27 protein-coding genes are annotated in these 24,154 nt (G+C 62.6%); 19 read left to right on the plus strand and 8 right to left on the minus strand.

Features of this window, described 5'->3' with window-relative positions; genetic code table 11:
* The first annotated feature begins 184 nt into the window (after positions 1 to 184).
* The 3 genes from fliF to visR all read left to right on the plus strand — a co-directional run bounded on the left by fliF (position 185) and on the right by visR (position 3,952).
* Positions 185 to 1,882, plus strand: a complete 1,698-nt coding sequence (gene fliF, locus MUO32_RS18530) for a flagellar basal-body MS-ring/collar protein FliF (protein WP_257949839.1) — start codon at positions 185 to 187, stop codon at positions 1,880 to 1,882.
* A 572-nt stretch (positions 1,883 to 2,454) separates the two neighbouring features.
* On the plus strand, positions 2,455 to 3,198 hold the full coding sequence (gene visN, locus MUO32_RS18535) for a transcriptional regulator VisN (protein WP_257949840.1): 744 nt from the start codon (positions 2,455 to 2,457) through the stop codon (positions 3,196 to 3,198).
* 10 nt (positions 3,199 to 3,208) lie between these two features.
* Positions 3,209 to 3,952, plus strand: coding sequence for a transcriptional regulator VisR (visR, locus tag MUO32_RS18540; RefSeq protein WP_257949841.1), 744 nt, complete (start codon positions 3,209 to 3,211; stop codon positions 3,950 to 3,952).
* A gap of 56 nt (positions 3,953 to 4,008) precedes the next feature.
* On the opposite strand, the gene MUO32_RS18545 is transcribed toward visR, so the two are convergent.
* The 6 genes from MUO32_RS18545 to motA all read right to left on the minus strand — a co-directional run bounded on the left by MUO32_RS18545 (position 4,009) and on the right by motA (position 9,197).
* Positions 4,009 to 4,455, minus strand: coding sequence for a hypothetical protein (locus MUO32_RS18545; RefSeq protein ID WP_257949842.1), 447 nt, complete (start codon positions 4,453 to 4,455; stop codon positions 4,009 to 4,011).
* A gap of 5 nt (positions 4,456 to 4,460) precedes the next feature.
* Positions 4,461 to 5,540, minus strand: a complete 1,080-nt coding sequence (flhB, locus tag MUO32_RS18550; protein ID WP_257949843.1) for a flagellar biosynthesis protein FlhB — start codon at positions 5,538 to 5,540, stop codon at positions 4,461 to 4,463.
* 112 nt (positions 5,541 to 5,652) lie between these two features.
* On the minus strand, positions 5,653 to 6,690 hold the full coding sequence (fliG, locus tag MUO32_RS18555; protein ID WP_257949844.1) for a flagellar motor switch protein FliG: 1,038 nt from the start codon (positions 6,688 to 6,690) through the stop codon (positions 5,653 to 5,655).
* Between the two features lie 30 nt (positions 6,691 to 6,720).
* Positions 6,721 to 7,308: a flagellar motor switch protein FliN gene (gene fliN / locus MUO32_RS18560; protein WP_257949845.1), complete on the minus strand. Its 588-nt coding sequence runs from the start codon at positions 7,306 to 7,308 to the stop codon at positions 6,721 to 6,723.
* A gap of 62 nt (positions 7,309 to 7,370) precedes the next feature.
* Entirely contained in the window at positions 7,371 to 8,315 is a 945-nt protein-coding gene (locus MUO32_RS18565) for a FliM/FliN family flagellar motor switch protein (protein ID WP_257949846.1), read from the minus strand.
* A 3-nt stretch (positions 8,316 to 8,318) separates the two neighbouring features.
* Positions 8,319 to 9,197, minus strand: a complete 879-nt coding sequence (motA, locus tag MUO32_RS18570; protein ID WP_257949847.1) for a flagellar motor stator protein MotA — start codon at positions 9,195 to 9,197, stop codon at positions 8,319 to 8,321.
* A gap of 172 nt (positions 9,198 to 9,369) precedes the next feature.
* Between motA and MUO32_RS18575 the strand changes: the two genes are divergently transcribed.
* The 16 genes from MUO32_RS18575 to MUO32_RS18650 all read left to right on the plus strand — a co-directional run bounded on the left by MUO32_RS18575 (position 9,370) and on the right by MUO32_RS18650 (position 21,494).
* Complete coding sequence (locus MUO32_RS18575) at positions 9,370 to 10,149, plus strand: DUF1217 domain-containing protein (protein WP_257949848.1); 780 nt, start codon at positions 9,370 to 9,372, stop codon at positions 10,147 to 10,149.
* A gap of 1 nt (position 10,150) precedes the next feature.
* Positions 10,151 to 10,876: a flagellar basal-body rod protein FlgF gene (gene flgF / locus MUO32_RS18580; protein ID WP_257949849.1), complete on the plus strand. Its 726-nt coding sequence runs from the start codon at positions 10,151 to 10,153 to the stop codon at positions 10,874 to 10,876.
* 54 nt (positions 10,877 to 10,930) lie between these two features.
* Positions 10,931 to 12,286: a flagellar protein export ATPase FliI gene (gene fliI / locus MUO32_RS18585; protein ID WP_257949976.1), complete on the plus strand. Its 1,356-nt coding sequence runs from the start codon at positions 10,931 to 10,933 to the stop codon at positions 12,284 to 12,286.
* Positions 12,283 to 12,846 carry a flagellar protein gene (locus tag MUO32_RS18590; RefSeq protein WP_257949850.1) on the plus strand — a complete coding sequence of 188 codons (564 nt, stop codon included), beginning with the start codon at positions 12,283 to 12,285 and terminating at the stop codon, positions 12,844 to 12,846. The genes fliI and MUO32_RS18590 overlap by 4 nt, the downstream gene beginning before the upstream one ends.
* A 197-nt stretch (positions 12,847 to 13,043) precedes the next feature.
* Positions 13,044 to 13,424 (plus strand): flagellar basal body rod protein FlgB, encoded by a 381-nt coding sequence (flgB, locus tag MUO32_RS18595; protein WP_244761542.1) that lies wholly within the window; start codon positions 13,044 to 13,046, stop codon positions 13,422 to 13,424.
* A gap of 3 nt (positions 13,425 to 13,427) precedes the next feature.
* Positions 13,428 to 13,847, plus strand: a complete 420-nt coding sequence (gene flgC / locus MUO32_RS18600) for a flagellar basal body rod protein FlgC (RefSeq protein ID WP_257949851.1) — start codon at positions 13,428 to 13,430, stop codon at positions 13,845 to 13,847.
* Positions 13,844 to 14,173: a flagellar hook-basal body complex protein FliE gene (locus MUO32_RS18605; protein ID WP_257949852.1), complete on the plus strand. Its 330-nt coding sequence runs from the start codon at positions 13,844 to 13,846 to the stop codon at positions 14,171 to 14,173. Before flgC ends, MUO32_RS18605 begins: the two co-directional genes overlap by 4 nt.
* A gap of 9 nt (positions 14,174 to 14,182) precedes the next feature.
* Positions 14,183 to 14,971: a flagellar basal-body rod protein FlgG gene (gene flgG / locus MUO32_RS18610; protein ID WP_257949853.1), complete on the plus strand. Its 789-nt coding sequence runs from the start codon at positions 14,183 to 14,185 to the stop codon at positions 14,969 to 14,971.
* A 23-nt stretch (positions 14,972 to 14,994) separates the two neighbouring features.
* Positions 14,995 to 15,504 (plus strand): flagellar basal body P-ring formation chaperone FlgA, encoded by a 510-nt coding sequence (flgA, locus tag MUO32_RS18615; protein WP_257949854.1) that lies wholly within the window; start codon positions 14,995 to 14,997, stop codon positions 15,502 to 15,504.
* Positions 15,504 to 16,616: a flagellar basal body P-ring protein FlgI gene (locus MUO32_RS18620; RefSeq protein ID WP_257949977.1), complete on the plus strand. Its 1,113-nt coding sequence runs from the start codon at positions 15,504 to 15,506 to the stop codon at positions 16,614 to 16,616. Before flgA ends, MUO32_RS18620 begins: the two co-directional genes overlap by 1 nt.
* Positions 16,613 to 17,143 carry a MotE family protein gene (locus tag MUO32_RS18625; protein ID WP_374708679.1) on the plus strand — a complete coding sequence of 177 codons (531 nt, stop codon included), beginning with the start codon at positions 16,613 to 16,615 and terminating at the stop codon, positions 17,141 to 17,143. Before MUO32_RS18620 ends, MUO32_RS18625 begins: the two co-directional genes overlap by 4 nt.
* Positions 17,140 to 17,850, plus strand: coding sequence for a flagellar basal body L-ring protein FlgH (gene flgH / locus MUO32_RS18630; RefSeq protein ID WP_257949855.1), 711 nt, complete (start codon positions 17,140 to 17,142; stop codon positions 17,848 to 17,850). The genes MUO32_RS18625 and flgH overlap by 4 nt, the downstream gene beginning before the upstream one ends.
* Before the next feature lie 33 nt (positions 17,851 to 17,883).
* Entirely contained in the window at positions 17,884 to 18,408 is a 525-nt protein-coding gene (locus MUO32_RS18635; protein WP_257949856.1) for a flagellar basal body-associated FliL family protein, read from the plus strand.
* Entirely contained in the window at positions 18,405 to 19,151 is a 747-nt protein-coding gene (fliP, locus tag MUO32_RS18640; protein WP_257949857.1) for a flagellar type III secretion system pore protein FliP, read from the plus strand. Before MUO32_RS18635 ends, fliP begins: the two co-directional genes overlap by 4 nt.
* Before the next feature lie 236 nt (positions 19,152 to 19,387).
* The gene (locus MUO32_RS18645; protein ID WP_257949858.1) at positions 19,388 to 20,272 is read left to right on the plus strand and encodes a flagellin; all 885 of its coding nucleotides are present in this window, start codon (positions 19,388 to 19,390) and stop codon (positions 20,270 to 20,272) included.
* A gap of 256 nt (positions 20,273 to 20,528) precedes the next feature.
* Entirely contained in the window at positions 20,529 to 21,494 is a 966-nt protein-coding gene (locus tag MUO32_RS18650) for a flagellin (protein ID WP_257949859.1), read from the plus strand.
* Between the two features lie 139 nt (positions 21,495 to 21,633).
* On the opposite strand, the gene glf is transcribed toward MUO32_RS18650, so the two are convergent.
* Both glf and MUO32_RS18660 read right to left on the minus strand, forming a co-directional pair.
* The gene (gene glf, locus MUO32_RS18655) at positions 21,634 to 22,791 is read right to left on the minus strand and encodes a UDP-galactopyranose mutase (RefSeq protein ID WP_257949860.1); all 1,158 of its coding nucleotides are present in this window, start codon (positions 22,789 to 22,791) and stop codon (positions 21,634 to 21,636) included.
* Between the two features lie 37 nt (positions 22,792 to 22,828).
* Positions 22,829 to 24,115, minus strand: coding sequence for a hypothetical protein (locus MUO32_RS18660; protein ID WP_257949861.1), 1,287 nt, complete (start codon positions 24,113 to 24,115; stop codon positions 22,829 to 22,831).
* Positions 24,116 to 24,154 lie beyond the last annotated feature (39 nt).

A 24,154-nucleotide genomic window follows, 5' to 3' on the forward strand; every position in this document is an offset into this window, starting at 1 on the left:
CACGCCATGCTCGCGCAAGTTTCGCCGTCTAGTCTCCAAGTCGGATCAGTTAGGTCCGCCTATTGCATGGGGCAGGTCGGCGCGTGCGGAAATGTGCCGGTTCCGTCCCACGAGATTAAAATGCGTCTGATAAGCGCCGGCATGTTAGCCCGGTGGCGAGGCGCCAAGTCCGTGCGGGAACAGAATGAATCTGTTGGAACAGTTGACGAAAGTCTACAAGAACCTGGCTTCGCTGGGGCAGGCGAAGCTTGCGATGCTGGCCGGTGCCGCGATCGTTTCGGTCGGCCTCGTGCTTGCCGCCGGGATCATGGTGAACAAGCCCGCCTACGAGACGCTCTATGTCGGACTGGAAAAGTCCGACGTGAACCAGATCAGCCTGGCACTCGCTGAAGCCAATATCGATTTCAACACCGGAACCGCCGGCGACAGCATCGAAGTGCCTGTCGGCCAGACCGGCAAGGCGCGGCTCTATCTCGCCGAACGCGGCCTGCCGAGCAGCGCGAATGCCGGTTACGAACTCTTCGACAAGGTCGGCTCGCTCGGCCTCACCTCCTTCATGCAGGAAGTGACGCGCGTTCGGGCCCTCGAGGGTGAAATCGCCCGCACCATCCAGCAGATTTCCGGCATCGCCGCCGCCCGCGTCCACATCGTGATGCCGGAGCGCGGCAATTTCCGCAAAGCCGAGCAGGTTCCCACGGCCTCCGTCATGATCCGCGCGAGCGCGCAGGCCGGCCGTGAATCGGCCGCCGCCATCCGCCACCTCGTCGCCGCCTCCGTTCCGGGCCTGGAAGTGGACGGCGTGACCATCCTCGATTCCGCCGGCCAGCTTCTCGCCTCCGGCGACGACGATGAGAACGGCGCGGTGAACCGCTCGCTGACGGCGGTCCAGACCGTCCAGAGCGAAGTGGAGCGCAATATCGAAAAGGCGCTTGCACCCTTCCTCGGCATGGACAATTTCCGCGCCAGCGTCACCGCCGCGCTCAACACCGACTCCCAGCAGATCCAGGAAACGGTCTACGATCCGGAATCGCGCGTCGAACGCTCGGTCCGCGTGACCAGGGAAAGCCAGAAGTCGCAGCAGCAGGCCGACAACAAGGCCGCGACCGTCGAACAGAACATTCCCCAGGGCGGCCCGCAGGGCCAGGCCGACGGCCAGAAGTCCAGCGACGAGGCCGACAAGAAGGAAGAGCAGACCAACTACGAGATCAACAGCAAGACCGTCGCCACCGTGCGCAACGGCTTTGCGGTCGAAAAGCTCTCCGTCGCCGTCGTCGTCAACCGCGCCCGCATTGCCGCCATGGTCGGCGAGCCGGCGGACCAGGCGAAGATCGACGCCTATATTGCCGACATGCAGAAGATCGTTTCCTCGGCGGCCGGCCTGAACATTGATCGCGGCGACGTCGTCACGATCAATGCGATGGAATTCCTCGACCACCAGCTGCTCAACGAAGCGGTGCCGGGCCCGGGCGTCATGGAAACCCTGACGCGCAACCTTGGCGGCATCATCAATGCGCTTGCCTTCCTCGGTGTGGCCGTCGTCGTGGTCTGGTTCGGCCTTCGCCCGGCCGTCCGTTCGATCACCGGCGGTGGCGCTGCCGCAGGCAACGCGCTGGAGAACGATGCGGCCGGCCTCGAGCTGCCGGACTTCTCGCCGGCAACGGGCATGGGCGGACCGGGAGCGACGCTCATGGACGGTTTCGGCGCCGACTTCGGCTTCGACAGCACGGACGACCTGCTCAATGCCGGCGACGACAGCGATGGCACCTTCAATCGCCGCGTCAAGGAAGGCCCGGAACGTCGCCTCGGCCGCATGGTCGAGATCAGCGAGGAACGCGCCGCCAAGATCCTGCGCAAGTGGTCCATCGAGAAGGAAGCCGCCTGACGGCTTCCCCGGAAAGAGACATCAGGGGCGCGGCCGGCAACGGCCGCGCCTTTCGTTTTGTGGTTCGGCAATTCAGAGTTTTGAAGCCGATGTCGCTTTTCGGCAACGCTATGCCGCCTGTTTGACGCAATTTTTTCGCGCTGGGACTGCTGTTGCGGCCTGACGGAAATCGCCGGGGCCTTCCGCGAAAAAAACTTTTCGGCCGAGCCGGTTGTATCGACCGCGCCCGCACGACAATCCTGAATCGAATGAGCAAGGTCTTTTTTCGACAAGCGTCACGGAGCCTTTCAAATATTGCATAGTTAACAATATCTTAAACGGCGATGCTTCGGCAGATCCCCTCCTCGTGCACAAGGCAAATCACCTGGGGCGTGGCGACTCATAGAAGCCGCCAAAAGTAAATCCCGAGAAGAGGGCGGTGGTTTTTAGCGATGGCCGATGTACACTTTAGTTACTGATTCGCTTGGTGATTCTTGCCGATGCGGCCTGATCGGAGGGAGTTCGGACGGTTCCGGATTTCTGATGGGAAGGAGGCGGGAATTGACCGTTCTGAATCGGAACAGGGGGCTGTCATGGAAACGATCCGGTCGGATGTCGCGGCCTGGGAATCCTATGGATTCTCTGCCGAGTCTGGTGAGCGTAAGAGTGCGCGTGAGCTTCTGGTTCAACATCTCGGACGCTGCGCGGATCGCGCCGGCCTCTCCTCGGGATTGAGGGCTCTGACGGATTATGTCAGCGCCTCCCACTACCTTCTGGTTCGTCACGACGTGTCGCCCGAAGCCGGGCTGGAAGCCGTCGTCGCCTCGGACTGGCCCTTCGACATGGTGCGCACCATTGCCGGCGCCATCGTCGCCAGCCAGTCCCGCATGAGCGAACTGGACAAGTGCCTCGGGCTCCTCAAGCCCTGCTTTGCCCAGCTCAGCGATGAAATAGCGATGCCGCAGGGCATCAGCCGGGAATATTGCACCATCGCCTTTCATGTCGGGCGCGTGCGCATGTCGCTTGTGCTGCTCTTCCCCGAGCACTTCATTCTTTCGCAGAGCAAGCTGCGCGATGTCGGCGTCATGACCGGATATTTCGCCAGCGTCTGCTGCCAGGGTGCAAACACTCGGCAGGACCGCGAGATGGACCTGACCGAGCGCGAGATCGAGTGCCTCTACTGGATCGCCGAGGGCAAGACGAGCGACGAGATCGCCGTCATCCTCGGCATATCCCGCAACACGATCAACAACTACATCACCAGCGTGATGCGCAAGACCGCGACGAAGACGCGGTCGGAAGCGATCGCCTGGGCCGTTCGCAACAGCCTGGTCTGAGGAGAACGTCATGGGTATTCAACTTTCCGCCCCCGCCGCCCTGGAGACGGAAATCCGGCTCGCGCGACCGCCCAAGGCGGCGCGGGCATCGGATTTCGTCTCCCGCCTGCAGGTCATGCAGACCATCATAGGCGCGGAACATTTCGCCGTGCTGCGGGTCGCCGGCCACGGCTTGCCCTCGGCGCGCAAGCTGACGCTTTCGCTGCACAACTGGGCAAGCAATGTCGATGGCAATGCGCGCGCGCTGATCGCGGCCTATGGCCCGACGATGCTCGCCCATCTGGAAGCGTCCATGCTGCCGCTGATCTGGGAAGGCGCGGGCGACGACCAGTTCGTCGAAACCGGCGCGGAACCCTTCACGAAGCGCCTTTCCGCACGGCTCCTGCCGTGGTCGGGCATTGCCCTGCCGGTGCGTCTCGGCGCGCATGGCAACGGTTACGTCGTATTCACCGGCGCCTTCATCGCGCCTTCGAGCGACCTCATCGTCGACATGCACATGAAGAGCTGCCAGATCCTGATCGACATGCTGGCCGTTGACGAGAAGAAGCTCGCGCCTTCCGAGGCGCTGAGCGAACGCGAGATCGCCTGCCTCCAGATGGCCGGTGACGGCTGCATCTCCGATGCCATAGCGGAAAAAATGGGTCTCTCCGTGCATACGGTGAACGCCTATCTCGGCACGGCGACGACGAAGCTCGACGCGGTCAACCGCATCCAGGCCATCGCCAAGGCCATCCGCCTCGGCTACATCACCTGAGAAACAAAAACGGCCATGCACAGGCGGCCGTTTCGTTCCCTGCCCGGTCGCAGGCCTCAATGGGCGTGCTGCGATGCCGTGGGGGCGGATTTCACATAGCGTGATTCGGCAAGGCTCTTGCGCAGGAAAGCGGTGTTGTCGTCCGGGTCGGGCGACGGGTCGTTGAAGGCGACATGGGTGACTTCCACGCCGGCCGTGTCCTTCTGCAGCAGCAGCTTGGCATAGACGGTCACGCCCTGCGGGCGGATTTCCATGTCGAGCGTCACTTCCGGTTCCGTATCCCAGTCGAGGCGATAGTCGCCGCCGGCGCCGAAATTGATCGTGCCGGGCAGGAAATACAGCTCCGCAGCCGAAGAGACGAGGTCGGCCAGGTTCCCGTAGCACTCGAAACGCAACAGCGAGACGAGGTCGGCGGCATCGAGCAGTCTGAGCTCGGTGGCGACCGGGCAGATTGCCTCTGCAACAATCTTCTCGCGCTCGGCGGAGTAGGTGCATTTTCTCATCGGATCTAGTTTACCCGTCTGGTCTGGGGCGAAGCTGCGTAAACCCGGTGAATCAGCTCCGCCACGGCTTTGTAGAACACCGGTGGAATGACACTATCCACCGAGACTTGCGCAAACATTGAGCGTGCGAGCGGCGGATCTTCGAAAACGGGAATTCCGTTCTCCTCGGCGATCTCGCGAATCTTCAATGCGACGAGGTCTTGTCCCTTGGCCACCACGACGGGCGCATCGCCCTCCTCGCGCACGTATCGCAACGCAACGGCAAAGTGAGTCGGGTTTGCAATGACGAGCGTGGCGCGCGGCACGGCCGTAATCATGCGGCGGCGGGCGCGGTCGCGCTGGATGGAACGCATGCGGGCCTTGACGATCGGGTCGCCCTGCGACTGCTTCATTTCCTCCTTCACTTCCTGCTTGGTCATCATCAGTTCGCTAAACCAGTGATGACGCGTCCAGGCGAAGTCGATGCCGGCGATGATCGCGGTGGCGAAGAGGACGATGAGCAGGACCTTGTTGATATCGGACGTCATCATGTAGATGAGCGCCGCCGGCTCCGAGAACATCGTGTCGAGCGAGGCGAAATAGTTCGTCCGCATGGCGATCGCCACGACGAGCGATACGAGAAGGATCTTGATCAGCGACTTGCCGAATTCCACCAGGCCCTGCTTGCCGAAGAGACGGCCGAGGCCCTTGACCGGGCTGAGGCGCGACATTTGCGGACGCACCCGCTCGAACACCGGGCTCGGCAGGTTCTGGAGGATCGACGAGGCGACGCCGAAGATCATCATCATGGCGAGGATCGGCAGGAGCAATACGCCGGCCTCCCAGCCGAGATGCCGGAAGATCGCGATGACGTCGGTTCCGGATTTGAGGTTCCAGGCTTCGGGCTGTTCGAAGAAGTCGCGCAACGTTTCGTTCATGCGCGCGATGCCATCCGGCAGGAAGAAGACGAGGAAGAGATAGATCGCCAGCGTCGAGGCGAAAATCGTGATTTCGCGCGAGAAGGGCGTGTTGCCCTTCTCCATCGCGTCCTGAATCTTCTTCTCTGACGGAAGCTCTGTTTTGCTGTCTTTGTCTTCGTCCGACATGGCGTACCCTGCGGCGGCTCGGAGCCACCAAAAGAAAACGGCCCGAATCCCCTGTCTGGAGAGTCGGGCCGCTGGATACGCTCGGCTTGCGGCGGTGTCGTGTCAAGGCGGATCAGGCGGCCTGGGCTTCCTGTTCCTTCTCCTTCAACTGGATTTGTCCTGCGGCGGCCAGGCGAATGGCTTCCTGCGTGATCGAGCGGCGGGCAATCGCCACTTCGCGCGGATTGCCGATATCGCCGGCGGCGAGATCCGATTCGATCATGCGGCGCTGGCGCGCACCGATCGAGGAGAGGATCGATTCGCGCAGTTCCATCGTGGCGCCGCGAAGTGCCGCCGTGATGATATCGCCCGAGACGTCGTTGAACAGCGACACGCGGCTCTTCTGCGGCATGTAGAGCACGTCTTCGAAGAGGAAGATCTTCGGGCGGACCTTCTTGACCGATTCGGTCGAGACCGTTTCGAGCGAGGCCAGCATTTCGTCGACCTGCGACTTCTCCAGCTCGTTCATGAGGTCGGCGACCTTGTTCGAGCCGGCCGAGTTGCGTTCCGAGTTCAGCACATTGATCATCTCGATGACGCGCGCCTCGACGATCGCGGTCGCCTTGGGGCTCGCGTCCTTGAGGTTGACGGTACGGTTGATGATGTCGGCGCGCTGTGCCTCCGGAATTTCCACCAGAACCTTGGCGCCGAAGGCCGAGGGCATCATGGAAAGGATATAGGCGATGGTCTGCGGATGCTCGTTCAGGAGGAACTTCGACACGAAGACCGGGTCGGCGTCCTGCAGGCGGTCCCAGATCGTCGATTCGAACGCCTGGAAGGCGGCGCGGCGGCCGAGCAGGCCGTCCACTTCGTCCGGCGTCAGGCCCTCTTCGAGAATGCCTTCCATCATCTTGGCATTGTCCATCAGGCCTGCGCCCTCCGTGAAGAGGTCCTCGAACTCGTTGACGAGATCGATCAGCTCATGCGGCGGGATGGCGCGCAGGTTCTGCGCGGCGGCGATGATCGCCTGAAGCTCGCTCTGGGTAAAATATTTAAGCAGCTTGCCGGCCACGCCCTTGCCCATGGCGAGAAGAACGGCTGCTGCCTTCTCGACCGGCGATAGCGGCGAACCAAGCGCCGTGGACGTACCGAAATTTTCGAAATCCATCATGGATTATCCCCCTGAACCCTTAACCGGGTGTCAGACCTTGCGTGTACTCTTCACTTCAATGAGCTTCACCCCGAAACGGGTGTCGTCGTTCTCAAGAACCGTAATTTCGCCGCGGCCGATGATACGGCCGTTGACCATGACCTCGACGGGCTCGCCGATGCGGCGATCGAGTGCGATCGTTGCGCCCTCGCTGAGGTTCATGAGGCTGGAAACCTGCATCTGGGACGAGCCGAGCACGATCTGCAGATCGATCGGAATGTCCATGATGAGGTCCATGTTGGACTCCATCGCGCTGCCCGGGCGGGGTGCTTCGCCGAGATCGGCGGAGAAATCATTGCCGCCGCCGAAGTCGTTGCCGCCCCCGAAATCCGAGCCGCCGAAGCTTGCGCCACCGTCAAAATCGGAGGTGGCCGCCGTGCCGCCGAAGTCGGAGCTTCCGAAGTCGCCGCCGAAGGCAGCGAGCGGATCGTCCGTCGCGGCCAGATCTGTGCCGATCGAGCCGGTGGCATCCTTCTGAAGAACGCCGCGCAGATCGTCGATTGCCTGCTCCAGTTCCTGGTCGCCTGCATTGATAGAGGACATGATGTCGTCAGCGATGGGTGTTTTCTTCGGTGCCATATGACCACTATTCCATTCGAAACTTGCCTGAGGCTCGCCGCCCCTTACGCGTCATGCGTAAACTATCCGATGATGTGCTGGAGGAGCTCGTCCTCCGACCCGTAGGTATCCTTGACCCGGACCGTGTAGCGTGCGCCCGACCGGCCGAATTCGCAGACATAGAGATTGCGACCGTTCGCGTTGACCTCGACGCGTACATCGCCTGATTCGTTGAACGGGATGATGTCGCCGGCCTGCAGGCGGCTGATCGTGTCGAGCGTCTGGGCTTCGAGCCGGATGCGCGCCTCGAGCGTCACCTTGGAGCGTCGCACCTGCTCGCCGAGCTGCTCGCTCCATTCGACGCGGGTCTTGAGGGCGTTGGCGGCCTTGGGCGCCGAGATGGTCGACTTCAGGAGAACGCTCTGCGGGATGACGACGTGGAAGGTGGAGAGAACGGGGCCGATGCCGACGGCCATGTTGACCATGGCGACATGGCTGTTTTCCGAACCATCCTCGATTGCCTTGCGGGTTTCCGCATTGTGCGCATGGCCGAGATACGGTTCATAGCCGTTTGCGCCGGAAACGGCGGTCTTGAGCACGCTGGATATGCGGTCGAACATCATCGCGGCCAGGTCGAGCTCGATCTTGGAGAGGGGGCGTGCCTCCGGGTCCTCGATCGAATCGCTGACGGCGCCGAGCATGTTCTCGACGAGCGTGATGATCATCGGGCTGTCGCAGATCAGCGTGAAGCGATCGCACCAGTCGCGCAGCGAAGCGTCGCACATCGCCATGGCGCCGCCGAGGCCTTCGACGAGCGGACCGTACTTGCCTGTCTCGAAGCCGGCATAGGAGACCGCGACCTCGAAGCCGAGCTCGCTTTCCAGCATGTCGGGCAGGAACTCGGAGAAGATGTCACCGAGATTGGCACAGAGCTTCGAGATCGTCGCCGTGTCGCCGAGCTTGCCGGTCAGGCGGGCAAGCACGATCGGATCGAGGGACGGGGCAGTTGTCACGGTCGCTTCACTCATCACTTAGGCCGCCTTCGAGTCGCCGCCGCCGCCGGGATTCATCATTTCCTGCTCGACCGCGTCGATCGACGGGCGCTCGTAGGAAGAGATGGTCTTGCGGCCGTATTCCAGCGCCACCTGCGGCACGGAGCCGTTCATGTAGGCGAGCAGCGTCTGCTTGACGATGATGTAGAGGCGGTTCTGTTTCTCGCGCACCACCTTGATGTTCGTGGCGATCGGGGTGACGATCGAATAGGACAGGAAGATGCCGAGCATGGTGCCGACAAGGGCCGAGCCGATGAGGCCGCCCAGGACTTCCGGCGACTCGTTGATCTTGCCCATCGCCTTGATAACCCCGAGAACGGCGGCGATGATGCCGATGGCCGGAAACGCGTCACCCATGGTGGAGAGCGACTGGTAGGGCTTCATCTTGTCGCGCGTGATCGTCTGGATTTCTTCGTCCATCAGCGCCTCGATCTCGTGGGAGCGGGCGTTGCCGATGATGATGAGGCGGACATAGTCGCAGATGAAGGCCGTCAGTTCCTTGTTGGCAAGAACCGTCGGGGCCGACTGGAAGATCGGCGACTCGTCCGGATTGTCGATATGGGCTTCGATCTCGTTGCGCGACTTGGTGCGCAGATCCCGCATCAGGCTATAGAGCACGCCGAGCGTATCGAGATAGTGGCGCTCCTTGGGAACCTTGTGCTTGAACGCTTCCATAAGCGCCTTGCCGGTTTCCTTGATCACCTTCATCGTGTTCGCCACGATGAAGCCGCCGACGCCCGCGCCGCCGATGATCATGAGCTCGAAAGGCTGGTTGAGCACCTCCAGGTGCCCGCCCATGGCCATGAAGCCGCCCAGGACGCAGCCGATCGTAACGATAAGACCAATGATGATATTCATGAGCGCAGGTGTCCCAACACAATTCTGACCCTTGTGGAAATACGGTTCCAGCCTTGCGTGAGGCTGTACCAGACGGCCGGTTTGCGGATCAGGTTCGCGCAAGGAAAAACCCGCAGGATCATGGCTCATAACGGGCCATCGCGCCCTCTTGCATCTTGATCGGCGGGCTATCGTGACGACCACCTATACGAGCTACCAGTTGATTTCTTCCGACCTCCAGACATCGCTGAAGCGTGTTTCGGAGCAGCCGGACGTCAAGCGCGAGACGGAATACTACCTCGATAAGATCGGCGGCGTGAAATCGGTCGAAGACTTCTTCGCCGACAGCCGCCTCTACAACTACGTGATGAAGGCGCACGGCCTGGAGGACATGGCCTACGCCAAGGCCTTCATGCGCAAGGTGCTGACCGAAGGCGTCGACAACAAGGATGCGTTTGCCAACCAGCTCACCGATACGCGCTACAAGGCGCTGGCGGAGTCGCTGAATTTCGCCCGTCACGGCGAGGTTGCCACGCTGATGGAGAGCGCCCAGAAGGGCATCGTCGACAAATACACCCGCCAGACGCTCGAAGTCAGCGCCGGCGAGGACAATACGGGTGTTCGCCTCGCGCTCTATTTCGAGCGCATGGCGCCCTCCATCACCTCGGGCTATTCGATCATCGCGGACGATGCGATCGCGCAGGTTGTGCGTACCGCCTTGCAGCTTCCGGCGGAGTTCGCCGCCACCGATATCGATCGCCAGGCCGCCTATTACGAAGACGTCCTGAACCTCGAAGAGTTCAAGGACCCTTCGAAGGTCGGCAAGTTTCTCGAACGCTTCACCTCGATGTGGGAGCTCGAAAACCCGACGGGCAGCGCCGATTCGCTCGCCGCCTTCCAGCCGTCCGGCCTCATCGGCATTTCGACGGACCTGCTGCTTTCCATCAACAACCTGAAACTCGGAGGTCGCTGAGATGCAGACCGGGCTCTATGTATCGCTTTCGTCCCAGATTGCACTCGAACGCCGCCTGAACACGCTTGCCGATAACGTCGCGAACTCGACGACCGTCGGTTTCCGCGCGACCGAGGTGAAGTTCAACGAGGTCGTCAGCGACCAGAAGGTGGCCGACGTCGCTTTCGTATCGCAGGGCAACGAATTCATTTCGACCCGCGCCGGCGGCCTTACGGAGACCGGCGGCACGCTGGATTTCGCCATCAAGGGCGACGCCTGGTTCCAGGTCGAAACACCGTCCGGCCCGACGCTGACGCGCGACGGGCGCTTCACGCTGACCGATGCCGGAGAACTGGTGACGCTGAACGGTTATCCGGTGCTGGATGCTGGCGGCGGGCCGATCCAGATCGATGCGACCAACGGCGCAATCCAGCTCAGCGCCGACGGCCAGCTCAACCAGAACGGCCGACCGGTCGCCGCCCTCGGCCTCTTCGAAGCCGATCTGTCGGGCGGCTTCACGCGCGCCGGCAATAGCGGCGTCATCTCGAAAATCCCGCCGGAACCGGTGATCGACCGCATCGATGCAGGCGTGGTGCAGGGCTATGTGGAGGAATCCAACGTCAACGCCATCGGCGAGATGACGCAGCTCATCCAGGTCACGCGCGCCTTCGAAAGCATTGCCTCGCTGATGCGCGACAGCGAGGAATCGATGAACGAAGCGGTGCGCACGCTCGGCGGAAGCAAGTAAACCATGGCGGCGGAAACCAGGACCAACGAGACGCGCCTTCCGGAAGGCGGGCGCATGCTGAATGCGCTTGCGGGGCTGGTGAAGCGCTATTCCTCGCCGGAATTCTCGGTTGTCCATGGCGGGCATGTGCAGACCATCTCGGCCGGCAACTATACGGTCAGCGGCCTGTCGCGCCATGTGCGGCTCGGCGAATTCGTGGCCCACAGGAGCCCGACCGGCATTCATCTCGGCGAGGTCGTGCGTGTCGAACCCGACTCGGTCGTCGTCTGCCCGATCGAACCCGGCGAGCCGATCAGCATTCACGACACGGTCATTCGCAAGGGCGCCTTCCGCGTCGCGCCGACCACCTCCTGGTGCGGCCGCACCATCAACGCGCTGGGCGAACCGATCGACGGGCTCGGACCGCTCGTGCAGGGCGACGATCGCCGCTCCATCTACAATTCCGCCCCGCCCTCGATGACGCGCAAGCGTGTCGAAAAGGGGTTCAGTACGGGCGTACGCGCCATCGATATCTTTGCGCCGCTTTGCCTCGGTCAGCGCCTCGGCATCTTTGCCGGCTCCGGTGTCGGGAAATCCACGCTGCTCTCGATGCTTGCCCGCGCGGACGCTTTCGACAGGGTCGTCATCGCGCTGGTCGGCGAACGCGGCCGCGAAGTGCGCGAATTCATCGAGGACACGCTCGGCGACAACCTCGCGAAGTCCGTCGCCGTCGTCGCGACCAGCGATGAAAGCCCCATGCTGCGCAAGATGGCGCCGCTGACCGCCGTGACGATTGCCGAACACTACCGCGACCAGGGCGACAACGTGCTGCTCATCATCGACAGCGTGACGCGCTTTGCCCATGCGATCCGTGAAGTGGCGACGGCTTCGGGCGAACCGCCGATCGCCCGCGGCTATCCGGCCTCGGTTTTCACGGAGTTGCCGCGCCTCCTGGAGCGCGCGGGCCCCGGAGCGGAAGGCACCGGAAGCATCACGGCGATCATCTCGATCCTCGTCGACGGCGACAACCACAACGATCCGATCGCCGACTCGACGCGCGGCATTCTCGACGGCCATATCGTGATGGAGCGCAGCCTTGCCGAGGAGGGGCGCTATCCGCCGATCAACCCGCTCGCATCCATCTCGCGCCTCGCCCGCAAGGCCTGGACGCCCGACCAGGAAAAGCTGGTCTCGCGCCTGAAGGCGCTGATCCACCGCTTCGAGGAAACGCGCGACCTGCGCCTCATCGGCGGCTACCGCCCCGGCGGCGATCCCGATCTCGACATGGCGATCAAGCAGGTGCCGATCATCTACGAGGTTCTCAAACAGACGCCGGGTGAAAAGCCTGCCGCCGATTCATTCTCCGATCTTGCCATGGCGCTGAAGAACGCGGCCGGGCAGGGCGGTGCACCGGCCACGCGAAGGGGATGACAGTGACGGATTTCGATGCGGACGAGGCAGTGCAGCCACTCAAGCGGGCGGCGCGGCGCGGCTACAGCTTCGGCGACAAGATGCTTGCCGCCACTGGCGTGATGCTTGCGGCGATGGCCGCCTTCTTCCCCTGGTACGTCTTCCTCAATCCGGAAAAGTTTTCGGTGCCGGCGCTGTGGGAAGGCGCGACCCGCGACCTGCCGGAAACGCGCGCCAAGGAGGTGGTCAGCGTTTCGCCGGCCGCGATGGTCGACGACGACAAGGATCCGGCGCTCGAAGGCGTCGATCCGGTCGCGACCGCCAGCGCCACGGACGAGGGCAAGGAAACCAAGCTCGGGGCGCCGATCGATTCCGGCCTTGACCAGCCGCTGCCGGCAAGCAGCGGCTTCCGGTTGATGCATGTGGCGAACGGCCGGGCGCTGATCGAGGATGCGCGTGGCATGTACATCGTGCGCGTCGGCTCGATCCTGCCTGACAACAGCCGTCTTGCGACGCTGGAGCAGCGCGAGGGCGCGTGGGTCATCGTGACCTCCAACGGCGACGTCATCAAGCGCAACTGACGGACGGCGGGACGTCGCGTCCCGCTGCCGATTCGGCGGTGCCGGCTTGTGCAAGCCGCCTGCCCGCTCGCCGCGATGGTTGCGGCTGGAGCATATAAAACCCCGGAAATACAGGGACTTGCAGCTGCGCCGCAGCGGTGCAAGTCTGACGCAAGATTGGCTCCGTAGGTTCGCCTCGAACAAGGATGGAGCTTGTCATGCAACCGATACAACTGTTTGAACTGGCCTCGAAGCAAGCCGATTGGCTTTCGGTCCGCCAGAGTGTGGTTGCAGGCAACCTTGCCAACGCCAACACCCCCGGGTTCAAGGCGAAGGACGTAACTCCCTTTCAGGCGGTGCTCGAGACGACGGGCATCCGCATGGCGGCGACGCAGCCGGGCCATTTCACCGAAACCGAAATGGCCAGCCGTGTCATCGAGACCAAACCCACCGAAGAGATCGGCGTGCAGGAATCCGGCAACACTGTCGGGATTGCCGAGGAGCTCATGAAAGAGGGACAGGTCAAGCGTGACTTTGAGTTGAATGCCGGCCTCGTCAAGGCCTTTCATCGCATGATGCTGATGACAGTCAGAAGGTAAAAAATGGATCCGCTCGTAGCTTCATTGAAAGTCGCGGCCTCGGGACTTGAGGCGCAATCAACCCGCATTCGCATCGTATCGGAAAACCTGGCCAACGCCCGCTCGACGGGTGATGCTCCCGGTGCCGACCCGTTCCGCCGCAAGACGGTGACCTTCGCCTCCGAGCTCGACCGCGCAACCGGCGCATCGCTGGTGCAGGTCGAACGCCTCGGCGAAGACGAGGGCCAGTTCTCGACCGAATACGATCCCGGCAACCCGGCTGCCGACGAACAGGGCATGGTCAAGATGCCGAACGTCAACATGCTGGTCGAAATGGCCGACATGCGGGAAGCCAACCGCTCCTATGAAGCCAACCTGCAGAGCATCAAGCAGTCACGCGACCTGATCTCCGCGACCATCGACCTCCTGAGGGCCTCGCAATGATCGATAGCGTAACGGGCGTCAAATCGCTCTTCTCCACCAACGGTCTCTCGGGCGTCAACGAGACGTCCAGCACCGTTTCCGCCGCCGCCGCGCAGGGAACCGGCACGGGCATGAGCTTCGCCCAGGTGATGGGCGACATGGCCACCGAAATGACCAACTCGGTGAGGCTTGGCGAGACCAAGTCTTTCGAAGCCATACAGGGCAAGGCGACGACCCGTGAAGTGGTCGATGCCGTTATGAACGCCGAGCAGACGCTGCAGACCGCCATCGCCATCCGCGACAAGGTCGTCACCGCCTATCTCGAAGTCGCAAGAATGCAGATCTGAGGACCGGACATGAAAGCCCTTGCCATCGCCGCCACCGGCATGAACGCGCAGCAGACCAACCTTGAAGTCATCGCGAACAACATCGCGAACATCAACACGACCGGCTTCAAGCGCGCCCGCGCCGAATTCTCCGACCTTCTCTACCAGACCGAGCGCGCCGCAGGCGTGCCCAACCGCGCCAACCAGGCCGTGGTGCCGGAAGGCGCCATCGTCGGTCTCGGCGTCAAGACCGCGGCCGTGCGTAACCTGCACCTTCAGGGCGGCCTCGTCTCCACCGGCAACTCCTTCGACATGGCGCTGATCGGTCGCGGCTGGTTCCAGGTCCAGGCGGCGGACGGGACCACGCTCTATACCCGCGCCGGCGCCTTCAACACGAACGCCGACGGCCAGCTGGTCACCCTCGACGGCTATACGGTCGGCAATGGCGCTGCAATCAACATCCCGCAGGAGGCGACCGAAGTCACCGTCAGCAAGTCGGGTCAGGTCTATGCCACGGTCGATGGTCAGCAGCAGCTCGCCGGCGAGATCACGCTGGCGTCCTTCGTCAACGAGGCGGGTCTTGAACCGCTCGGTGAAAACCTTTTCCGCGAAACCGCCGCGTCCGGTCCCGCGACCGAAGGCACGCCGGACGAGGGGGGCTTCGCCTATATCCAGCAGAACTACCTCGAAGCCTCCAACGTCGACCCGGTCAAGGAAATCACCGACCTGATCTCGGCCCAGCGCGCCTACGAGATGAACTCCAAGATCATCCAGGCAGCCGACGAAATGGCAGCCGTGGTCAGCAAGAACCTGAGATAACAACCGGACAGAACGCGGGGAACATGATGTTTCGCCTGATAGCAGCCCTTCGCAGAGCAAAGACCCTCTCGGCCTCGCGCCACGCGGCCCTCGCCGCGTGCGCCGTGCTCGCCGGTCTTTTCGCGGCCGACGCGGCCTTTGCCGATGCGCGCATGGCCGTCGTGCCGAAACGCACGATCTATCCCGGCGAGGAAATCCAGGCGGGCCTGCTCGAAGAGGTCGAGGTGACCAATCCGAACATCGTGAAAGGCTATGCCGAAAACATCGGCCAGGTCGATGGTCTCATCACGAAGCGCACGCTCATTGCGGGCCGCGTCATCCTCGTCTCGGCGCTGCGTGAGCCCTTCGCCGTTTCCCGCGGCACTACCGTCCAGCTCATCTTCGACAACGGTTCGCTGATGCTCCGGGCCGCCGGCACGCCGCTTCAGGATGCCGCGATCGGCGAGCTCATCAAGGTTCGCAACAAGGATTCCGGCGTGGTCGTGTCAGGCACGGTCATGGAAGACGGAACGGTACATGTGGTGGCACGATGATGCAGCTTTTCTTCCGTCGCGTCGTTGCCGCGCTCGCGTGTTTCATGCTCGCCGCCGGCCCGGCATTGCCGGCCGCCCGTATCAAGGACGTCGCCTCTTTGCAGGCTGGCCGTGACAACCAGCTCATCGGCTACGGCCTCGTCGTCGGCCTTCAGGGCACGGGCGACAGCATGCGCGCCTCGCCGTTCACCGAACAGTCCATGCGCGCGATGCTGCAGAATCTCGGCATCTCCATGGTCGGCACGCAGACGCGCGCCAAGAACATCGCAGCCGTGCTCGTCACCGCCAATCTACCGCCTTTCGCAAGCCCGGGCAGCCGCATCGACGTGACGGTCGGCTCGCTGGGCGATGCGGCCTCGCTGCGCGGTGGCACGCTCGTCATGACCTCGCTCTCGGGCGCTGACGGCCAGATCTACGCGGTGGCGCAAGGCTCCATCGTCGTGACCGGCATCAGCGCCGGCGGCGAAGCCGCGACGGTGCAGCAGGGTGTCACAACCGCCGGCCGCGTGCCGAACGGCGCGATCATCGAGCGCGAACTTCCGTCGCGCTTCAAGGATTCGTCCGATCTCGTTCTGCAATTGCGCAATCCGGACTTCTCGACCTCCGTCGGCATGGCCGATGCGATCAACCGGTACGCGGCTGCCCAATATGGCAATCCGATCGCCGAATCGCGGGATTCGCAGTCGGTCTTTATCGCCAAGCCCAAGATGGCCGACCTTGCCCGCCTGATGGCCGATATCGAAAACCTCGTCATCGAGACGGACGTGCCGGCGCGCGTCGTCATCAACGAGCGAACGGGCACGATCGTCATCGGCCAGGATGTGCGCATCTCGCCCGTTGCGGTCAGTTATGGAACGCTCACCGTGCAGGTCAACGAAATGCCCAAGGTCATCCAGCCCGAACCCTTCTCCAGGGGCGAGACGGCGATCGAGCCGAGCACCGACATCCTTGTCCAGCAGGACGGCGGGCAGGTTGCCCTGCTCGACGGCTCCAGCCTCCGCTCTCTCGTTTCGGGGCTGAACAGTATCGGCGTCAAGCCTGACGGTATCATCTCGATCCTGCAGAGCATCAAGACGGCGGGCGCCCTCCAGGCAGAACTGGTGCTGCAATGACGACCATGACCCTTTCCACCCTTGCCCGCAGGTTCGCCTTGCCGCTCGCCGGCTTCGTGATGATGGCGATTCCCGGCGCCTTCGCCGAGGAGCGCCCGGTCATCACGACCACGAATGCCAGTGCCGACGAAATCCGCGCGTTCTGCACCAACATTGCCGACGCGGCGCGCGACCAGCGTTATCTCCTGCAGAAGCAGGAGCTGGAAACCCTCCAGAAGGACGTCGACGAGCGCATCAAGGTACTGGAAGCCCGGCGCGCCGAATACGAGGACTGGCTGAACCGCCGCAATGCTTTCCTGAAGCAGGCCGAAGGCGGGCTCGTCGAGATCTATCGCAAGATGAAGCCCGATGCGGCCGCAGCCCAGCTTGCCGAGCTCAACCCGCAGATTGCTTCGGCGATCGTCATGAAGCTCCCGCCGCGCCAGTCGAGCACCATCCTCGGTGAAATGCCGGCCGACAAGGCCGCGCTGCTCACCCGCATCATCGCCGTCGCGGGCGACCCGAACACGTCAAAGGACCCGTCATGAAGAAGATCGCCTCTGCGCTTGCCGTTGCGCTGGCATTGTCGAGCTGCTCCAGCCAGGCCCTCAAGGAGATCGGCAAGGCGCCGTCGATGAGCCCGATCGGCAGCGGGCTGAACTATGCCGAAACGCCGCAGATGGCGATGTATCCCAAACAGCCGCGCACGGCGGTTGCCGGCTATTCGATCTGGAGCGACCAGCAGTCGGCGCTCTTCAAGGATTCGCGCGCCTTCAAGGTCGGCGACATCATGACGGTCAACATCCGGGTCAACGATCGGGCGAGCTTCGACAACAAGACGGACCGCTCGCGCACCAACAAGAGCGGCATGAATTTCGGCCTCGGCGGTTCCGGCAACAACTTCAAGGTCGATACCGAGGGCGACCTGACCTACGGCTCCTCGACCAGCACCAAGGGTGACGGCTCGACCGAGCGTGCCGAGCGGCTGAACCTGCTCGTCGCCGCCGTCGTGACCGGCGTCATCGAGAACGGCAACCTCCTGATCAGCGGCTCCCAGGAAGTGCGCGTCAACCACGAGCTTCGCATCCTCAACGTCGCCGGCATCGTGCGGCCGCAGGATGTCGATTCGAACAACCAGATCTCCTACGAGAAGATCGCGGAAGCCCGCATCTCCTACGGCGGCCGCGGTCGCCTGACCGAAGTGCAGCAGCCGCCATGGGGCCAGCAGGCCGTCGACCTGTTCTCGCCGCTCTGACGCGGGCAGGCCCAGTAAACCGGGAAGAAAGACATGGCGGAAGAAGAAAAGGTCGTCACGGAAAAGAAGCCGTCGATCGTCATCACCATCGCGATCATCGCCGTCCTGACGCTATTTGCCGGCGGCGGCGGCTGGGTGGTGGGCAACATGCTTGCCCCGCCGCCAGCCGAGAAACCGGCCGAGGAAGCCGCCAAGGCGGAACCTGCCGCGGGCGGTCATGGCGAAGGCGGCAAGGCCGAAGCCGGCGAAGAGGTCCCGCATATTTCGACGGCAGCGAACGGCATCGTGCTGCTCGATCCGATCACCAGCAACCTTGCCTACCCCTCGGAGAACCGCGTCCGGCTCGAAGTGGCGCTGATGTTCAAGGGGGTCGCGGACGTCAAGCTCGCCGAAGAAGTCCACCAGGATATCATGGCCTATATGCGCACGGTCACGCTGCAACAGGTGCAGGGGCCCCGCGGTTTCCAATATCTACGGGACGACCTGCAGGAGCGGGTTGACCTCAGGTCCGAAGGGCGCGTAACCAACGTCATGTTCCGGACCTTTGTGATCGAATGATTCGAGCCCTTCTGACCTTCGTCGCCATGATGGCGATGACCGGCATGGCCTATGCCCAGCAGCAGTTGCAGCTGCCGGGCAACCTTCTCAATGCGCCTGTCGACGGCTCCGTCGCCTCCTGGATCATCCGCACCTTCGGATTGCTCACCATCCTGTCGGTTGCCCCTGGCATCCTGATCATGGTCACGAGTTTTCCGCGCTTCGTCATCGCCTTCTCGATCCTGCGCTCCGGCATGGGGCTGGCGACGACGCCATCCAACATGATTCTCGTGTCGCTGGCGCTGTTCATGACCTTCTACGTCATGGCACCCACCTTCGACCGGGCCTGGCAGAACGGTATCGAACCGCTCATGGCCAACCAGATCGACGAGACCGAGGCCGCCAAGCGGATCGCCGAACCCTTCCGCGAATTCATGGTCGCCAACACCCGCGACAAGGACATCGAGCTTTTCATCTCGCTTGCCGAAGAGCGTGGCCAGACCGTCGTCGAGAACAACATCGCGGATCTGCGCGTCGTCATTCCGGCCTTCATGATCTCGGAAATCCGCCGCGGCTTCGAGATCGGCTTCCTCGTCGTGCTGCCCTTCCTCGTCATCGACATGATCGTTGCCACCATCACCATGGCCATGGGCATGATGATGCTGCCGCCGACCTCGATTTCGCTGCCCTTCAAGATCCTGTTCTTCGTGCTGATCGATGGCTGGAATCTGCTCGTGGGCAGCCTCGTTCGATCCTTCAATTAGACCTTCTTAACTATACATTCTTACCCGTCATTAACCCTGTTTTTCAATGGGTTGAATGCCCCTTGCCGATTTAAGGAGTTGGCAAGGATTGGCTGCGAGTTTTGGCATCACACGACGGGTTTGGTATCCCTCTGGATGTCTGGAGAAACCGAGTTGGCATGATGCCGAACCGCCGTAACCGGTAAGTAGCAGTCCGGTATGTCCCCATCAGTATTTCGTTCAAAGGGACAACTAGAATGTCGAGCATTCTCACCAACACCTCCGCAATGGCAGCTCTCCAGACGCTGCGCACGATCAACAACGACATGGAAACGACGCAGGGCCGCATCTCGTCCGGCGAGCGCGTTGGCGCGGCCAAGGACAACGCTGCCTACTGGTCGATCGCGACCACCATGCGCTCGGACAACGCAGCCCTCTCGGCTGTTCAGGACGCTCTCGGCCTCGGCGCTGCGAAGGTTGACGTCGCTTACGGTGGTGTCGAAGCTGCCATCGACGTCGTCAAGACGATCAAGCAGAAGCTCGTCACTGCGACGGAGCAGGGCGTTGACAAGGTCAAGGTCCAGGAAGAAATCACCCAGCTGCAGGACCAGCTGAAGAGCATCGGCGCTTCCGCCACGTTCAACGGCGAAAACTGGCTCGCTGGCGGCAATGCCGACGGCACGGTCGTTACCGGCTTCGTCCGTGGCGACGACGGCACGGTCAAGGTCACGACGGCAAGCTACGACTCCGCGACCAACGCCCTGTTCGGCGCCTATGACCCGTCCACCGGCGAAGTCGACGACAGCACGGGCTACATGGCCGACACGCTCGCCATCGAGCTGACGGACGCCACCACGGACGCTGAAGTTGCCGGCCACCTCGACACGATCGAAACCGCTCTGACCAACCTCAGCACGGTCGGCTCGAACCTCGGTTCGCTCTCCATGCGCATCGGCCTGCAGGAAGACTTCGCCTCGAAGCTTTCCGACGCGCTCGAGAAGGGCGTAGGCCGACTGGTCGATGCCGACATGAACGAGGAATCGACCCGCCTGAAGGCCCTGCAGACCCAGCAGCAGCTCGCCATCCAGTCGCTGTCGATCGCGAATTCCAACTCGCAGAACATCCTCTCGCTCTTCCGTTAAGAAACGGACGGGAGACGGCGCGAAGGCTGACCGCGCCAGATCCCACAAAAAGGCCGCGTCCGGAAACGGGCGCGGCCTTTTTTCGTTTTTCTTTCGCGTTAAAGAATTCCTTAACCTTATTGCGGTTTTCTAAGCCCATCGAAACGGTGGGTTAACCAAGAAACTTAACCGGTTAGCAGGCATGATGCTGACCACCGTTTACCGGTAACATCCGGAATGCCCTTCCTCAGTCAGCCACTCAAGGGGCACGCATCACATGACCAGCATTCTGACCAACGTCGCGGCAATGTCCGCTCTCAACACCCTGCGTTCGATCGGCAACGATATGGAAACCACGCAGGGCCGTGTTTCCTCCGGCATGCGCGTCGGTGAAGCCGCAGACAACGCTGCCTACTGGTCGATCGCGACCACCATGCGCTCCGACAACATGGCCCTCTCGGCCGTTCAGGACGCTCTCGGCCTTGGCGCCGCAAAGGTGGACACCGCCTATGCCGGTATGGAAGCCGCCATCGACGTCGTAAAGGAAATGAAGAAGAAGGTTACGGCGGCGACCGAACAGGGCGTCGACAAGGCCAAGGTTCAGGAAGAAATCAAGCAGCTCCAGGAGCAGCTGGTTTCGATCGCTTCGGGCGCTGCCTTCAACGGCCAGAACTGGCTCGTCTTCGACAGCACCGCTGCCGACGCCGTCTCTGACAAGACGATCGTTTCGGGCTTCGTCCGCGACGCCTCGGGCACCGTCAAGGTCAACACCACCACCTACACGCTCGACGAACTGACCGCCGACGGCCAGAACGTTCTGTTCGGCACCGTTGACACGGACGACTACACGCAGAGCGCCGGCGGTATCCTCGGCACGGCTGGCGATGACATCGACCCGACCACCAACACCTACACGATCACCGACACGGTCGTCACGCTCGACATCTCGGCCTTCGACGATGCCGAAATGGGCGAAGCGCTGAACCTGACGGAAGCCGCCATCCAGCTGATGACCAAGGCTGCCTCGCAGCTCGGCTCGATCTCCATGCGCATCGACCTGCAGGAAGATTTCGCCAACAAGCTGACGGACGCCATCGACAGCGGCATCGGCCGCCTGGTCGACGCCGACATGAACGAAGAGTCGACCCGCCTGAAGGCCCTTCAGACGCAGCAGCAGCTGGGCATCCAGTCGCTCTCGATCGCCAACTCCTCGGCAGAAGGCATCCTCCAGCTCTTCCGTTAATCGGAAGACGAGCTCCAGATCCTTCGAAGATTTCGCAAGGCCCCGGTTTATCCGGGGCCTTCGTGTTTCAAGCCAGAGCAATTCCAGCAAAAGCGTGACGTGGTCTTGCCTGTGGAATTGCGGCGATGCGCCTTGCCGCTCAGAGAGGCGGATGCAGGAAGGCCGACATGGCGGCGTCCTCGCCCCGACGAGCGAGATAGAGCCGGGCGGTGTCGAGCGCTTCGCGAATGGTCACGTCCATGTCGAGGTAACGATAGGTGCCGAGACGCCCGACGAACGTGACGTCCTTTTCCTGTTCGGCGCGCCCGACATAGTCGGCGAGCTGCGCCTTTTCCTCGACGAGACGGATCGGATAGTAGGGAATATCCTCAGGCCCGCAGGCGCGCGAAAATTCGCGGTAGCAGACCGAACCCTTGTGCTCCTCCCAGGGCGAGAAGTGCTTGTGCTCGGTGATGCGGGTATAGGGCACGGCGACGTCGCCGTAGTTCATCACCGCGCAGCCCTGATAATCGCCGTCATAGGTGAAGCGCTCGAAGTCCAGCGTGCGGTAACCGAGCCGGCCGAGCTCGTAGTCGAAATAGCCGTCGAGCGGGCCGGAATAGAAGACATGAGCATAGCCGGCCACCTGGTCGCGCCGGAAGCTGGTCTCGAGCGAAACATGAATGTTGGGATGGTCGAGAATGCCCTCGATCATCTCGGTGTAGCCGTTTGCCGGCATGCCCTGGAATTTGTGGAAGAAGTAGTTGTCGTCGTAGTTGAAGCGCACGGGCAGGCGCTTCAGGATCGAGGCCGGCAGCTCGGTCGGCGAGCAGCCCCACTGCTTCTGCGTATAGCCCTTGAAGAAGGCTTCGTAGAGATCGTTTCCGACGAAGCGCAGCGCCTGCTCCTCGAAGGTCTGCGGATCCACGATCGTCTTGTCGGCCTGCTCTTCGAGGAAGACGCGGGCCTCGTCGGGCCGGAACGTCTTGCCGAAGAACTGGTTGATCGTGTGCAGGTTGACGGGCAGCGAGAAGACCTGGCCGCCGCTCGTCGTCTTTACCCGGTTCTTGTAGGGCATGAAGGTGGTGAAACCGTTCACATAGTCCCAGACCTCGGCATCGTCGGTATGGAAGATGTGCGGGCCGTAGACATGCACCATCACGCCCGTCGCGTCGTCGCGCACGGTGTGGCAATTGCCGCCGATGTGGTTGCGCGCATCGATGATCTCGACCTTGCAGCCTTCCTGCGCGAGTTCCCGGCCGATGACGGCGCCGGAAAGTCCGGCGCCGACGATGAGAATCTTTTCTTTCACGGTCATGCTATCCCATCCTGCAAAATGTCTGGCCCGCGTGCGCTCAGCCGGCTGCGCGCAACATCGGCTTTTCGGTTTCCGGGAAGAGACGCGAGCGCATCAGGGCCTCATAGGCCTTGATGAGCGGGGTCGGATCCCAGCCGCGTTCCTGCGGACCGAAGCTCAGGTGGCTGACGGTGAAATCGGAATAGATCGCCGAAGGGCGGCCGAGGAAGGTAGGCACGCCGATGGTGAGCGCATGCTCGTCGTCTCCCTGCGGCAGCGCCATGTGCAGAAGGTCGCGGCCGAGCCAGGCGATGAAGTTGATCGACTGCCGCTCGGTCCAGTCGATGGCCGGCTGGGGGAGGGCAAGCGTGCGCCCGTCCTCGCCGAGGAAGTAGCCGTGCAGCTTGGCCGCGCGTTCGGCGCTTTCCCAGAGGGTGCCGCCGAAGCCGCCCGGCGGGCGCTCGAAGTCGCCGACGGATGCCGGGATCGATCCCGCCGCCTGCTGGAGATAGGCGCAGACGCCGTTGTTCACAACATTGGCGGAGACGACGAAATAGTGCGGGTTGGCCCGGCGGAACTGGATGTAGCCATCGAGCTTCTCGATATCGAGATAGACGATATCGTCGTCGCATTTCAGGAAGACCGCGTCTTCGAACTCTTCGAAGCGCGTCGCGTAGTAGTCGTAGGCCTGATAGTAGGGCAGCTGCTCGTTCGGATTGCCGATATAGCGGCGCGTGCGCGCATCGACATCGCAGAGTTCGAGGTCGGCGCCCCAGCCGCCGCGGACATGCACGGTGCCGCCGGCGGAGAGGTCGACCTCCGGCCAGGTGCCGACGGTCACGTCATTGATGCGCAGGATCGGCGCACCGGCCGGATCGATCGAAAGCGTCACGTCATTGGGTCGGCCGGGTGAAAGGATGCCGGGCGTCGGCTGGCTCCAGAGCGTCTGTTCGTTGCTGCGGTCGAAATGCGCGAGCTGCTCGCGGCCGATCTTGCGCAGGACCGAATGGGTGTTCTTCCAGCCGCCGACCGCGATCTCATAGCATTCGTGCGGGCGGTCGTTCGGGACGACGGCGATGTGCAGGTCGTGACGGATGCGGGCGCTGGCGCGGAACGAGACGCCGGGCGAGACGGTTCCGGCGCTCTGGTAGGGCACCTTCGAGCCCATATAGCGGGCGGGACCGAATTCGCGGGTCACCCAGGCATGATCGTCGGCCGAGCGGGTGAAGTCCCAGATGTGCCACTCGTCGATGATCCCGAGGTCCAGCGCGCGGCGAATATATTGCGTGAGGATTTCCATCCTCGTCTGCCGTCCGGCAAAGGTCACCAGGATAACTGGGGTCATGCGATCCTCGTCGTTCAGAGCGGTTCGTGTTGTCGATCG

The sequence above is a fragment of the Shinella sp. CPCC 101442 genome, from assembly GCF_024704725.1.
Taxonomy (GTDB): Bacteria; Pseudomonadota; Alphaproteobacteria; order Rhizobiales; family Rhizobiaceae; genus Shinella.